This is a genomic window from Pseudomonas sp. D4-21 (assembly GCF_051132125.1).
Taxonomy (GTDB): domain Bacteria; phylum Pseudomonadota; class Gammaproteobacteria; order Pseudomonadales; family Pseudomonadaceae; genus Aquipseudomonas.
In genome coordinates, this window is sequence record NZ_CP071664.1 from 345,073 (window position 1) to 357,340 (window position 12,268).

Below are 12,268 nucleotides of genomic sequence, written 5' to 3' on the forward strand. Positions count from 1 at the left end.
CGGTCTCGGAACCGTCTGGTGATCAATTCCTTGCTTACTCGGTAAGGTTCGCCGCGCCGCTTGTATTGAGCCGGCGCTGACCGAGCAAGGACGAAGCATGGCGAAAGGTAAAAGCGATATCCCTCAGGTCTGGGAGTACCGCGGTGGCGAAAGGCGCTACAGAGTCCTGCGGGACATGACCCCGGGCGAGCTGGCAAAAAGAGACGCCGATTTTAAAGCCCATGAGGACATGCTCGTTCGGCAAGAGGAATACATGAGCCAGCGGCTGGGCCAGACAAGCCAGAGGGATGCACCGAGCATCAAGGGCTGTGTGTTCGCCAAATCCTGCGAACTGCCCGATGCAATCATCGACTATCACAATCCAACCGGTTACATCCCGACGGAACTGCTGAGCGCCTATGGTGCGTTCAAATTGTTGGGCGGTCGGGAGGTTGACGCGTCAGGCTGCGTACCGCTGAAGACCATCAGCGGAGCGTTACCGGCGAGTTTTGGCACGCTCGCACTGGGTGGGACCGCTTTGGCCTCCCTTGGCGCTGGCGCGACGGTCACGGCACCCGTGGCGGCCGGCGCGCTGGTGGGGTTGGTGGGGCTGCTGATGCCTTCGAACCTGGGCGATGGTTCGCTGTACACCGAAGAGCAACTAAGGTCCCTTGAAAAAGCGCGCAGCCGGGTTCGCCTACATGTCGAAACCCAGGCCGACGGGCCGCTGAAAGGGTATGGCTACAACACCCAGTCAAGACGCGACTGGGAGATGATCCCGGTGGTGACATTCCAGGCGCGTGGCGAGCAGCAAGTGGCAGATTTTGGCGATGGGGTCGAGTTGATCTGGACGCCGGCGGTGGACCCTTGCGCGACGTTGGGCATCCCAGCTTTGGAGGCTGCGCCACAGGCGCCGCGTATCTGGATCTTCCCGCCGACACCCATGGCGGACAGCATTATCGTCAATCCGATTTATCCACCGGAATACAAGGATTTCATTCTTGTGTTTCCGGTGGGGTCTGGGGTTTCGCCGATCTACGTCGTACTCAGTGTTCTTGGGGACCACAAGTATCATAAAGCTCCGGAGGTGCTGATCGCTTTTCCAGACGCATTGCGCGCTGATCGTAAAACTCGGGTCAAGGGCGGGGGCGCCCTAAGGAAACGCTGGAAGACCCTAAAAGGAATTATTTTGGAATGGGACTCTCAACACGGAACAGTCGAAATGTATACCAAGCGTGGACAACATCTCGGCGAGTACAGTCCGATCACGGGAGAGCAAACTAAACCCGCAGACAAAACCAGGAGTGTCGAGCCATGATTTATATGATTGAAGCTTTCGATCGGAAAACCGGATTCCTGGATTTTGAAGAAAAAATACCTGAAGGTCAGGAAGAACGTACAAAGCAGATCATGGGATGGGCTAACGAGCAGGAAGGCTGGGAGGGCTATAATCTAACGAGAGCCCAGCTTAGTAAGTTCGAGGAGATTTTAGGTAAAGAAATCTACCGTTCTAGCTGTATTTTTCAAATCACTTGTAATGACTATTGATAGGCCGACTTATGCGAGGTGCGACACCATGAATGATTACCCCGCTCGAAGTCCTAAGAACTCAAGGTACTAGGCTTTGTTCAAGGAAAGCGAGGTTGTATAGGTGAAATAAGGTTTGGGTGGTTCGATAAATCAGCAGGTCCCAGACGCCGCGAGCGGCGTTTCGCCTCCCGCTAGCATCGGGGGCACTTCGGGTAGCCTCATGCATCCACCCAGTAAGAGAAACATGATCAGGGCGGCGGGCAATGTCAGTTTGTACGACATGACTATCTTTCCTTCTTGAATTCCAAAGTAACGGGCGTCCTGCTCGTCTGGCACGGGGAATATTTCCCAGCATGACGGCGCACCTTAACGCGGCCAGGAAGCAGAGACGAGACATCAAAGAGCCCTGATTTGTATCGCCCTGTGGCAAAAGAAGAAGGCTTCCGGGTTGTATCATCCGGTATCGTTTTTCATCCCCTACCTTTGCTCGATACAAGCATGAGTAGCACACCGCCCGGCTTCTCTGCGGCATCAGTGTGCCGCTCTTCACCAAGCTGAAGGCCCGGACGATCCGGGGATTTGCCGCGCTGGAAGAGTAACCATACGCCGAGATTCGTCGGTGGACCCTGGCGCAACTCTGAGCTCCATCCATCCGCTGAATGCCCTCCATCACACGAATAAATTTCAAAAAATGTCGATGGCTGACTAAGGTGAAGCAGTCTTTGGATCGCCAACAAGAGAGCAAACATGAGCCAGACATCCTTCGATATCCAGCGCGCCGCCGTGGTCGGCGCAGGCACCATGGGGCGGGGCATCGTGATGTGCCTGGCCAACGCTGGCGTTACGGTGCAGTGGGTCGATAACAATCCACAAATGCTGGAGCAGGCGCTGGCCACGGTGGCCGAGACCTACGCCCATAACGTACGCCAGGGCCGACTCGAACAAAGCGAAGCCGACGCCAGGATCGCCCGTATTGCGCGGGCGCAGGACTACGCGGCGATCCGCAACGTGGACCTGGTCATTGAAGCGGTCTACGAGAACCTCGAACTCAAGCAGAAGATATTTCGCGAGCTGGACGGCATGCTCAAGCCCGAGGCGATCCTGGCAAGTAACACCTCGGCGCTGGATATCGATGCCATTGCCGCCGCCACGCGTCGGCCAACGCAAGTGCTGGGCCTGCACTTCTTCAGCCCGGCGCACATCATGAAGTTGTTGGAGATCGTGCGCGGCGCACAAACGGCCAAGGCTGTGCTGGACGCTGCCCTGGCGCTGGGCAAGCGCATGGGCAAGGTGAGCGTGGTGTCGGGCAATTGTCACGGCTTCATCGGCAACCGAATGCTTCATCCCTATGTGCTGGAGGCGCGAAAGATGTTGTTGGAGGGTGCGTTCCCCCATCAGGTGGATGCGGCGCTGCAGGGCTTTGGTTTCGCCATGGGGCCGTTTCGCATGTACGACGTGGTCGGTATCGATCTGGAGTGGCGCGCGCGGGAGCTGGCGGGCCAAGGGCAGGATGCCCCCGAGGTGCAGGTGGACAACCGCTTGTGCGAGTTGGGTCGGTTCGGCCAGAAAAGTGGCAACGGTTATTACCACTATGAGCCGGGCAGCCGGCAGGCTGAACACGATGTAGAAGTCGATGCGCTGGTGCAGCGGGTCAGCGAGGACCTGGGTTTCCAGCGGCGTGACATCGACGCCGATGAGATCCTCGAACGCTGCTTGCTGGCGCTGGTCAACGAAGGTGCGAAGATTCTCCAGGAAGGCATTGCCGAGTCGTCCCACGATATCGACCTGGTGTATCTCAACGGCTATGGCTTCCCGGCTGACAAGGGCGGCCCGATGGCCTGGGCTGATCAGCAAGGCCTTGCGGACATCCATGCACGCTTGGTGGACCTTGAGACGAAGCAGGGGGATCAATGGAAGCCTGCTCGCCTGATCGGAGAGTTGGCGGCGCAAGGCAAGGGTTTCTCGCAGCGATAACCGACAGCCTGTCTTCCCCACAACACTGCACAACCAAGGACAAGAGATGCCCCAGCGCACCGAGTACTTTCATTTCCAGCCGGTGACCACGCGCTGGCACGACAACGATGTGTACGGTCACGTCAATAACGTCACCTACTACAGCTTTTTCGATACGGCGGTGAATACCTACCTGATCGAGGCCGGTGGACTGGATATCCATGACGGCGAAGTAGTGGGTTTCGTGGTGAGTTCAGCCTGCGACTATTTTGCATCGGTCGCATTTCCGGACCGGATCGAGATCGGCCTGCGGGTCGCCAAGCTGGGCAACAGTTCGGTGCAATACGAGCTGGCGGTGTTCAAGGAGAACGAGCAGGAGGCCTGCGCGGCGGGGCGCTTCGTGCATGTGTTCGTGGACCGGATGTCGAATCAGCCAGTGCCGATCCCGGGTCGGCTACGCGAGGCATTGGAACGATTGGTACCCTGAAACGAAAAATCGCAGCCTCCGGTCAGTCTCCCGAAGGCTGCGATCATCTAACGGTACGGGTCAAACCGGCCGTCAATCGTCGTGATAGCGATGCTTGTGCTTGTGCTTGCGATGTCCGTAGGCATGACCGCGGCCCCGGTGGCCATCGCGGTAGTAGCGGCGATCGCTACGGCGACCTTCGTAACGGTCGTCATCGTCGTCCTTGCCCATGTAGTTACCCAGTGCGCCACCGGCGCCACCGCCCGCTGCGGCACCGATCAGGCTGCCCGTGGAGCCGCCCACGCTGCGGCCGACCACGTTACCGCCGGCTGCACCCAGTGCGCCGCCGATTGCCGCTTCGCCGCGGCTATGTTTGTCTGCGCCGACTGCGCTACCGCCCGCGCCGCCCAGGGCCGCGCCGATAGTGGAGCCGGTGTTGCCGCCCAGGGACTGGCCGACGACCGAACCCAAAACCCCGCCCAATGCGCCGCCTACACCTGCTTCGGCGGTACCGCCGGCAGACGCGACGCCACTGACCAGGCCAAGGGACAACAAGAGAATGGAGGAGAACTTCATAGAGGAGCCTCAAAGGGATGACGGCGCGATCCTGAGGCTGGCTTCGCTTGGTTACAATCGAAATCCGACGAGTAACACGACTTGTGCACAATTCGCTAAGTTACTGTTTTCATAGCGGAACTTAAGTAGATTTTGCCGGTCTTTAGCTACTTCAGACAGGCCGTTTTCACTGGAAAACGGCCTTTTTCATGGGCGTCTGAAAGTGCCCGGCAAGGCCAGTACAACGCCAGGATTGACTCAGGCCGATTTGGCCATGATCAGCCCGTTCTCGCTCGCCGCTTCCAGACGGATCGCCACGAACTTCGAGGTCGGGGTGTGGCTGCCGTCACCGGTACTTTCCAAGGGTACCAGCGGGTTCACTTCCGGGTAGTAGGCGGCGGCCTGTCCGGCCGGGATGTCGAAGGCCAGCAAGGTAAACCCTTTGACCCGCCGCTCGCGTCCGTCGTCCCACAGGGAAACGATGTCGGCCTTTTGCCCGTGTTTGAAGCCCAGTCGGATGATGTCCGCTTCGTTGACGAACAGTACGTCACGCTGGCCTTTCACACCGCGATAGCGATCATCGAGGCCGTAGATGGTGGTGTTGTACTGGTCGTGGGAGCGCATGGATTGCAGGATCAGGTCCGGCAATTGCCCTGTGGCTCGGGTCCGCTCGTGGAGCAGGTCGGTCGGCAACCGGTTGGGCTTGAAGTTGGCGCGGCCCGACGGTGTGTTCCAGCGACGGGCACCGGCACTGTTGCCCAGATAGAAGCCACCGGGATTCTTGAGTTTCTGGTTGAAGTCCTTGAAGCCGGGGATGGTCTCGGCGATCAGGTCGCGGATGCGGCTGTAATCGGCCACGAGCCAGTTCCAATCCACCGGACGGCTGCCCAGCGTGGCGGCAGCGATGCCGGCGATGATCCACGGCTCCGAACGCATCTGGTTCGACAACGGCTGCAATTGGCCATTGGAGGCGTGGACCATGCTGAACGAGTCTTCCACGGTCACGGCCTGGGAGCCTTCGGCTTGCAGGTCGATGTCGGTGCGACCGAGGCACGGCAGGATCAACGCATCTTTCCCGTGGGCCAGATGACTGCGGTTGAGCTTGGTGCTGATCTGTACGGTCAGGTCACAATTGCGCAGGGCCTGGAAGGTGCGGTGGCTATCGGGAGTAGCCTGGGCGAAATTGCCGCCCAAGGCGATAAATACCTTGGCCCGGCCCTCGGCCATGGCGTGGATCGCCTCGACTACGTTATGGCCGTTTTCACGCGGCACCTTGAACTGGAAACGCCGCTCCAGCGCGTCGAGGAACGCAACGGGCGGACGCTCGTTGATGCCCATGGTCCGGTCGCCCTGCACATTACTGTGCCCTCGCACCGGGCAAAGCCCCGCGCCTGGCTTGCCGATGTTGCCACGCAGCATCATCAGGTTGGCGATTTCCTGGATGGTCGCGACGGAATGGCGGTGCTGGGTAATGCCCATCGCCCAGCACATGATCACGTTGCTGGCTTTGGCGTACATGCGCGCGGCCTGCTCGATCTCGGCCAGGGTCAGGCCTGATTGTTCGGCGATTTGTTCCCATGGGGTGTCATCGACGACCGCCAGGTATTCCAGGACATCGACGCTGTGTTCGTTGAGGAACCCATGGTCGAATACTGCGGGGCCGCCGCTGTTCTGTGCTTCACGCTCCCATTGCAGCAGGAACTTCGCCATGCCGCGCAGCACGGCCATGTCTCCGCCCAGGGCTGGACGGAAATACGCGGTATTGGTGGGTTTATCACCGTTGGTTAGCATTTCCAGCGGGTGTTGCGGATGCTGGAAGCGCTCCAGGCCACGCTCTTTCAGCGGGTTGATGCATACGACCTGGGCGCCGCGCTTCACGGCTTCGCGCAGCGGTTCGAGCATCCGTGGGTGGTTGGTGCCGGGGTTCTGGCCCCAGACGAAGATCGCGTCGGCATGCTCGAAGTCGTCAAATGTCACCGTGCCTTTGCCAACACCCACACTCTGGGACAGGGCTACACCGCTGGCCTCATGGCACATGTTCGAACAATCGGGGAAATTGTTGGTGCCGTACGCGCGCACAAACAATTGATACAGATAGGCTGCCTCGTTGCTGGCCCGGCCCGAGGTGTAGAACTCGGCCTCGTTCGGGTTGGACAGTCCCTGCAGATGCTTGCCGATCAACGCAAATGCCGCATCCCAGCTGATGGGCTTGTAGCGGTCGGTTTGCGCGTCGTATTGCATCGGCTCCGTCAGGCGCCCCTGGTATTCAAGCCAGTAGTCACTCTGCTCGAGCAATGACGTGACGCTGTGCTTGGCAAAAAAAGCGGCGTCGACACGACGTTTGGTCGCTTCCCAGTTCACCGCCTTGGCGCCGTTCTCACAGAACTTCACCATGCCGCTTTCTGGCGAATCACCCCAGGCGCAGCCAGGGCAATCGAAGCCGCCGTTCTGGTTGGTCTTGAGCATCATGCGGATGTTTTTCAGCGCGTTATCGCTGGTCAGCCAGGCCTGGGCAACGCTGATCAGCGCGCCCCAACCACCGGCTGGGCCCTTGTAGGGTTTGTAGCGCGGTGCGGGTTTCTGGTTGGCTTGTTGATAATTGCTCACGCTTGTTTCTCCATCGCAGGGCTATAGACCCGCGGCGCACTTTTTTGCGGCAGGTGGATGAGGTTGAGGTTGTGTTGGCGGGCCCATTGCACGGCAAGGCCCGTGGGCGACGACAGGCTGACCAACGTCTGGATGCCGGCGCGCAGTACTTTCTGGATCAATTCGAGACTGCAACGGCTGGTGACGATTGCCACGCCACCAGCCACCGGGATTTGCTGACGGATCAACGCGCCGATCAATTTATCGAGAGCGTTGTGCCGGCCAATGTCTTCGCGGCCCATCAGCAACTCGCCGTTGGCGTTCATGAACAATGCCGCATGGACGGCGCCACAGTGTTGGCCCAGGGGCTGGAACTGGCTGATGCGTTGACGCAGGCCATCGAGCCATTGCGCTGGTGGCAAGGGTGCCCCGGGCAGCGACTTGAGGTCGGGCAGCGCCTGTTCCACGGCTTCCACGCCACAGAGTCCGCAGCCACTGGTGCCGGCCATTTGGCGACGTTGCTCCTTGAGATTCCAGAAGGCGCGATTGGCGATGGTGACCTGGGCATATTGGGCCGAACCGGCGCCGCTCAGTTGCAAGTCGTAAATGTCCGCTGGATCCTCGATGATGCCGCTGCCCAGGCTGAACCCGACGATAAAATCCTCGAGATCGATTGGCGTGACCAGCATCACCGCTTGGCTGATGCCGTTATAGGCAATGGCCAACGCCACTTCCTCGGCCAGCGCGGCGCTGGCCGATTCGAAGTGCTCCAGGTTGCAGTAGCGATAGCTCTGGCTGGCGGCTGGCGTGGAAGGTTCCACGTCAGGCACTGGACAGGCCTGAGGCTTGTCGTTCATGGGCATCACTGAAAGTAGGAATAGTGCTAAGACTAAATGCGGCAATCTGCCACGTCTAATCGCTATTACTGATCTTTCAATAGATGACGTCGATCAAGAAAAGGTTATTGATTTCTGGTAAAGGGCGAAACAAGCCTCCGCCAACGCCGAGCGCGGAGCCCCGCGCCGCATGATCAGCCCAAGCGGAACAAGGGTTTGGGCGTTTTCGATGGGCTGGATGCGCAAGTCCTCGGTCATGACGTTCAGTCCGCTGTCCAATGGCACCACCGCGCAGCACAATCCGCCATGCACCGCTTGCAGCAATTGATGCACGGCGTCGGTTTGCAGCAACGGTTGAGGTGCAAGGCCTCGGCTATGAAACGCGTGATCGATGGATTGGCGAAAATGCATGCCGCTGGTGAGCATGCCCAGGGGCAGTTCAACCAGTGATTCCCATCTCAGCGGTTCTTCGCCAAAAAAGAAAAACCGCTGGTCGTACAGCAGGCCCATGCGGGTGTGGCTGAAGGGCAAGGATTCGAAGCGCTCGTTATCCAGGCGTTCCATGTAGGAAATGCCCAGGTCGATGCGGTTGTTCGCCAATTGTTCGAGGATGCGCTCCGAACTCAAAGACGATAATTCGAAGCGCAGGCTCGGGTGCTCGGTGTGCAGGCGTTGCATCATCGACAGCGGGTCGAAATCCGACAGCGGCACCACGCCCAGGCGCAGCGTACCCACCAGGTTGCCACGGCAGGCCGCCGCTTCGGCCTGAAGCCCGTCATAGGCCGCCAGCACTGTGCGTGCCCAAGCCAGCACCCGTTCGCCTGGCGCGGTAAAACCCTCGAAACGCTGGCCGCGGTTGACCAACGGAAGGCCCAGCTCTTCTTCCAGGCTGCGCAAACGCATCGACAGGGTGGGTTGGGTGATGTGACAACGGGCGGCGGCCTGGCCGAAGTGGCGGGTTTCGTCGAGCGCGATGAGAAATTTCAGCTGCTTGATGTCCATCTTCACTCCTTGGCGCGGGAAGATTGGGATTCTAGCGCTTTGGGCGTGTTGGGGTCATTGGTCGGTTGGAAGGCGGGCTCGGTGGGCTTGGTCTAGGCTTTGTGTCTGGACATTCAATTCCAAGGAGCAAGCGCCATGAGTCTTTTTAGTTTTGTGAAGGAGGCGGGTGAGAAACTTATCGATCTCCTGACCCCCGGTAATGCCAATGCCGGTGAGCAATTGAAGGAGCACATCAGTAAAGTCGGGCTGGGCAACCCCAATATCCAAGCGACCGTTGAAGGTGACAAAGTCATCGTGACCGGTGAAGTCTCGAGCCAGGAGGAAAAAGAAAAGGTCCTGCTGGCTGTGGGCAATATCCAAGGTGTCGGCAGTGTTGACGATCAGATCACCGTGACTGGGCCGGTAGCGCAGGCCGCACGTTTCGTAACCGTGAAGAAGGGTGACACGCTCAGCGCCATATCCAAGGCCGAGTACGGTGACGCCAACAAGTACAACAAGATCTTTGAAGCCAACAAGCCGATGCTTTCGCACCCAGACAAAATCTATCCGGGGCAGGTGCTGCGTATTCCGGAATAGACTGCCGCATTTGCGGCGCCTTCATCGCGAGCAGGCTCGCTCCCACAGAGGCTTTGGTTCGCGGCGAAACCATTGTGGGAGCGAGCTTGCTCGCGATGAAGGCAGCGCGGTTCAAAGCCCGGCAATCAAATCCCGATAATCCCCGACCGCTTCGAATTCCCCGGTATCCTTCGGCCCCTTGCGGCTGTCCGGTTCGCTGACCGCCAGCAGATGCGCGATGCCAAAATCACGGGCGCTGCGCAAGACTGGCAAGGTATCGTCAATGAACAGGCTGCGAGCGGGGTCGAAGTCCAGGTCGGCTTGCAAGGCATCCCAGAACTGCGGGTTCTCCTTGGGGAAACCGTAATCGTGAGAGCTGATCAAACGCTCGAAATACGGGGCGAGCTCGATACGCTCCAGCTTCAGCGACAGCGAGTCTCGATGGGCGTTAGTGATCATCACGACGCGTTTGCCGGCCCTTTGGATCGCTGCCAGGAACGTATCGGCATCGGGGCGCAGGGCGATCAGGTGGGCGGTTTCCAGTTTCAATTCGCGCACCGGCAACTTCAACTCCGCGGTCCAGAAGTCCAGGCAGTACCATTGCAACTGGCCGGCGTTGCGCTCGAACAGCGGTTGCAGCTCCATCTCGGCCATCGCGCGGCTGACGCCATGCAGTTCGGCGTAGCGCTGAGGCAGGTGTTCCAGCCAGAAATGGTTGTCGTAATGCAGGTCCAGCAGGGTGCCGTCCATGTCCAGCAGGACCGTGTCGATCGCGTGCCAAGGCAACGAGGCCATAAAAACTTCTCCAGCGGTAATCGGATATCCGACACAAACAATCAGAATAGGCCGGGTATAGTAGCCCGCTATCGCCCAGGGAGCCGTTTATGCGCCAGAAACCCACCATACTCGACCGACGGATCGTCGCCACCAGCCGCCTGTTTTGCGTGGAAGAAATGAAGCTGCGTTTTTCCAATGGTGTGGAGCGCACTTACGAGCGTTTGGCGGCCAAGAGCCCTGGCTACGGCGCGGTGATGATTGTTGCGATGCTCGACGCCGACCATGCCGTGCTGGTGGAAGAGTATTGTGGCGGTACCGACGCTTATGAGTGGTCATTGCCCAAGGGTTTGGTCGAGCCGGGCGAAGACGTGCTGGCGGCGGCCGAGCGCGAGCTCAAGGAAGAGGCCGGTTTTGGCGCGCGTCAGCTGGAACACCTGACGGAGCTGTCGTTGTCGCCTGGCTACATGAGCCAGAAGATCCAAGTGGTGCTGGCGACCGACCTGTATGAAGAGCGGCTGGAGGGCGACGAACCCGAGCCGATGCGAGTGGACAAGATCAACCTGGGCGAGCTCTCGGCCCTTGCACAGAATCCCCAATTCACCGAGGGACGGGCGCTGGCGGCGTTGTATCTGGCCCGCGACCTGCTGACCCAGCGTGGAGCCTACCTGCCATGAATTTTCCTCACCCGCTGATGGTCCCGGTGATCGAACTGGCGCTTCGGGCCGGCGCGGCAATCCTGCCGTTCTGGCGCGCCGATGTAGAAGTTGCGCACAAGGCGGATGAATCGCCTGTAACCGCCGCGGACATGGCCGCCCACGATGTCATCGTCGCTGGATTGACCGCGCTGGCGCCGGATATTCCGATCCTCTCCGAGGAGGACGCCGATATCGCGCAAAGCGTCCGCGCTACCTGGAAACGCTGGTGGCTGGTGGACCCGCTGGATGGCACCAAGGAATTCATCTCGGGCAGTGAAGAGTTCACCGTCAACATCGCCTTGGTCGAAGAGGGGCGGGTGGTGTTCGGCGTGGTCTCGATGCCCACCAATGGCCGTTTCTACGTCGGTGGCGTGGGGCTGGGGGCCTGGCGTGGCGAGAAAGGCGTCGAGCCTTCGCCGATCACGGTGCGTAACGCGCTGGCGCCTGGAGACGCTTTTACCGTGGTCGCCAGCCGGCGCCACACCAGTGCGGAGCAGGAGCGCCTATTGGCCGGCTTGAGTGAGAGCCTCGGCGCCTTGCAACTGACCAACATCGGCAGTTCGCTGAAATTCTGCCTGTTGGCTGAAGGCGCCGCCGATTGTTACCCCCGTTTGGCGCCAACGTCTCAGTGGGACACCGCCGCCGCCCAGGGCGTACTCGAAGGAGCGGGCGGCGAGGTGCTGGACCTGAGCGGCGAACCGTTCCGCTATCCACCGCGCGAGTCGCTGTTGAATGCTTCGTTCCTGGCGCTGCCGGCGAAAGCGGCGTGGCGTGGGAAGCTGTTGGAGCTTGCCCGCTCTTGAACCAAGGCTGATTTCTGGCCGAATGCTTTTGTGAGAGCAAGCTCCCTCGCCACGTGAATTAACGATGATCAGCGGTGCAAAACGTATTGCCCTTCGAATTGCACCGCCACATTCTCGCTGTCGACGTTCAACACCCGCGTTTGTAATGCCAGCCGCGCCCGCCCGTAGCGCTTATAAGTCGCCACGAAACGTTTCCAGGTCTTTTCATCGGGCGCGTCGCAAATGACGGTTGCGTCTCGGGTCACGGGCAGCGGATAGCTGATCTGCCCTTCCTGGATCACGATGTGTCCGTCTTCGACTCCCTCCTCGCGCAAGGCCAGGTGCAACCAGCCCCAGCCACCCAGCACCGCGCCGCAATACAGGCTCCCCCCGAACATGGTGCTCTTGTGGTTGACGTTGGCCTCGAGCGGCAGGAACAGACGCAGCTGGCGGGCCTGCCATTGGAGCACCTTCAGGCCCATGTCCCGGGTCAATGGGATGTCCCGGTGCAGGATCGTTTCCAGATAATGGCTGTCGCGGTTCATGCGGGCC

General features: G+C 59.8%; 13 protein-coding genes. 7 read left to right on the forward strand and 6 right to left on the reverse strand.

The features are described 5' to 3' along the window. Positions 1 to 97: 97 nt before the first annotated feature. From J3Q04_RS01545 to J3Q04_RS01560, 4 genes are all read left to right on the forward strand, one after another. On the forward strand, positions 98 to 1,297 hold the full coding sequence (locus J3Q04_RS01545) for a colicin E3/pyocin S6 family cytotoxin (protein WP_434608357.1): 1,200 nt from the start codon (positions 98 to 100) through the stop codon (positions 1,295 to 1,297). Beyond that, positions 1,294 to 1,527 carry a DUF7683 domain-containing protein gene (locus tag J3Q04_RS01550; RefSeq protein WP_434561200.1) on the forward strand — a complete coding sequence of 78 codons (234 nt, stop codon included), beginning with the start codon at positions 1,294 to 1,296 and terminating at the stop codon, positions 1,525 to 1,527. Before J3Q04_RS01545 ends, J3Q04_RS01550 begins: the two co-directional genes overlap by 4 nt. Before the next feature lie 729 nt (positions 1,528 to 2,256). Continuing rightward, positions 2,257 to 3,483, forward strand: a complete 1,227-nt coding sequence (locus J3Q04_RS01555; RefSeq protein ID WP_434608355.1) for a 3-hydroxyacyl-CoA dehydrogenase NAD-binding domain-containing protein — start codon at positions 2,257 to 2,259, stop codon at positions 3,481 to 3,483. Positions 3,484 to 3,529: 46 nt separating this feature from the next. Continuing rightward, entirely contained in the window at positions 3,530 to 3,949 is a 420-nt protein-coding gene (locus J3Q04_RS01560; protein ID WP_420766426.1) for an acyl-CoA thioesterase, read from the forward strand. Positions 3,950 to 4,021: 72 nt separating this feature from the next. Here the strand turns inward: J3Q04_RS01560 and J3Q04_RS01565 are convergent, their stop codons facing one another. From J3Q04_RS01565 to J3Q04_RS01580, 4 genes are all read right to left on the reverse strand, one after another. Then, a complete protein-coding gene (locus tag J3Q04_RS01565; protein ID WP_420766425.1) occupies positions 4,022 to 4,504 on the reverse strand; it encodes a glycine zipper domain-containing protein in 483 nt (160 codons plus the stop codon). Between the two features lie 237 nt (positions 4,505 to 4,741). Continuing rightward, positions 4,742 to 7,090 carry an FdhF/YdeP family oxidoreductase gene (locus J3Q04_RS01570; protein ID WP_434608353.1) on the reverse strand — a complete coding sequence of 783 codons (2,349 nt, stop codon included), beginning with the start codon at positions 7,088 to 7,090 and terminating at the stop codon, positions 4,742 to 4,744. Beyond that, positions 7,087 to 7,926, reverse strand: coding sequence for a formate dehydrogenase accessory sulfurtransferase FdhD (gene fdhD, locus J3Q04_RS01575; RefSeq protein ID WP_434608351.1), 840 nt, complete (start codon positions 7,924 to 7,926; stop codon positions 7,087 to 7,089). Before fdhD ends, J3Q04_RS01570 begins: the two co-directional genes overlap by 4 nt. 93 nt (positions 7,927 to 8,019) lie before the next feature. After that, positions 8,020 to 8,907 (reverse strand): LysR family transcriptional regulator, encoded by an 888-nt coding sequence (locus J3Q04_RS01580; RefSeq protein WP_434608348.1) that lies wholly within the window; start codon positions 8,905 to 8,907, stop codon positions 8,020 to 8,022. A 135-nt stretch (positions 8,908 to 9,042) separates the two neighbouring features. Here J3Q04_RS01580 and lysM point away from each other — a divergent pair, with 135 nt between their 5' ends. After that, positions 9,043 to 9,483 (forward strand): peptidoglycan-binding protein LysM, encoded by a 441-nt coding sequence (lysM, locus tag J3Q04_RS01585; RefSeq protein WP_434608346.1) that lies wholly within the window; start codon positions 9,043 to 9,045, stop codon positions 9,481 to 9,483. 111 nt (positions 9,484 to 9,594) lie between these two features. On the opposite strand, the gene yrfG is transcribed toward lysM, so the two are convergent. Next, positions 9,595 to 10,257: a GMP/IMP nucleotidase gene (gene yrfG / locus J3Q04_RS01590; protein WP_434608344.1), complete on the reverse strand. Its 663-nt coding sequence runs from the start codon at positions 10,255 to 10,257 to the stop codon at positions 9,595 to 9,597. 89 nt (positions 10,258 to 10,346) lie between these two features. Here yrfG and nudE point away from each other — a divergent pair, with 89 nt between their 5' ends. Both nudE and cysQ read left to right on the forward strand, forming a co-directional pair. After that, on the forward strand, positions 10,347 to 10,913 hold the full coding sequence (gene nudE, locus J3Q04_RS01595; RefSeq protein WP_434561188.1) for an ADP compounds hydrolase NudE: 567 nt from the start codon (positions 10,347 to 10,349) through the stop codon (positions 10,911 to 10,913). Beyond that, the gene (cysQ, locus tag J3Q04_RS01600; RefSeq protein WP_434608342.1) at positions 10,910 to 11,737 is read left to right on the forward strand and encodes a 3'(2'),5'-bisphosphate nucleotidase CysQ; all 828 of its coding nucleotides are present in this window, start codon (positions 10,910 to 10,912) and stop codon (positions 11,735 to 11,737) included. The genes nudE and cysQ overlap by 4 nt, the downstream gene beginning before the upstream one ends. 68 nt (positions 11,738 to 11,805) lie before the next feature. Here the strand turns inward: cysQ and J3Q04_RS01605 are convergent, their stop codons facing one another. Next, positions 11,806 to 12,261, reverse strand: coding sequence for a thioesterase domain-containing protein (locus J3Q04_RS01605; RefSeq protein ID WP_434561184.1), 456 nt, complete (start codon positions 12,259 to 12,261; stop codon positions 11,806 to 11,808). Between the last annotated feature and the right edge of the window lie 7 nt (positions 12,262 to 12,268).

Bases quoted from the DNA above. Each gene is read 5' to 3' on its own strand.
- cysQ (WP_434608342.1), top strand. From the start codon at position 10,910: ATGAATTTTCCTCACCCGCTGATGGTCCCGGTGATCGAACTGGCGCTT.
- nudE (WP_434561188.1), top strand. From the start codon at position 10,347: ATGCGCCAGAAACCCACCATACTCGACCGACGGATCGTCGCCACCAGC.
- J3Q04_RS01560 (WP_420766426.1), top strand. From the start codon at position 3,530: ATGCCCCAGCGCACCGAGTACTTTCATTTCCAGCCGGTGACCACGCGC.
- J3Q04_RS01555 (WP_434608355.1), top strand. From the start codon at position 2,257: ATGAGCCAGACATCCTTCGATATCCAGCGCGCCGCCGTGGTCGGCGCA.
- J3Q04_RS01605 (WP_434561184.1), bottom strand. From the start codon at position 12,261: ATGAACCGCGACAGCCATTATCTGGAAACGATCCTGCACCGGGACATC.
- J3Q04_RS01545 (WP_434608357.1), top strand. From the start codon at position 98: ATGGCGAAAGGTAAAAGCGATATCCCTCAGGTCTGGGAGTACCGCGGT.
- lysM (WP_434608346.1), top strand. From the start codon at position 9,043: ATGAGTCTTTTTAGTTTTGTGAAGGAGGCGGGTGAGAAACTTATCGAT.
- J3Q04_RS01580 (WP_434608348.1), bottom strand. From the start codon at position 8,907: ATGGACATCAAGCAGCTGAAATTTCTCATCGCGCTCGACGAAACCCGC.
- yrfG (WP_434608344.1), bottom strand. From the start codon at position 10,257: ATGGCCTCGTTGCCTTGGCACGCGATCGACACGGTCCTGCTGGACATG.
- J3Q04_RS01565 (WP_420766425.1), bottom strand. From the start codon at position 4,504: ATGAAGTTCTCCTCCATTCTCTTGTTGTCCCTTGGCCTGGTCAGTGGC.
- J3Q04_RS01550 (WP_434561200.1), top strand. From the start codon at position 1,294: ATGATTTATATGATTGAAGCTTTCGATCGGAAAACCGGATTCCTGGAT.
- fdhD (WP_434608351.1), bottom strand. From the start codon at position 7,926: ATGAACGACAAGCCTCAGGCCTGTCCAGTGCCTGACGTGGAACCTTCC.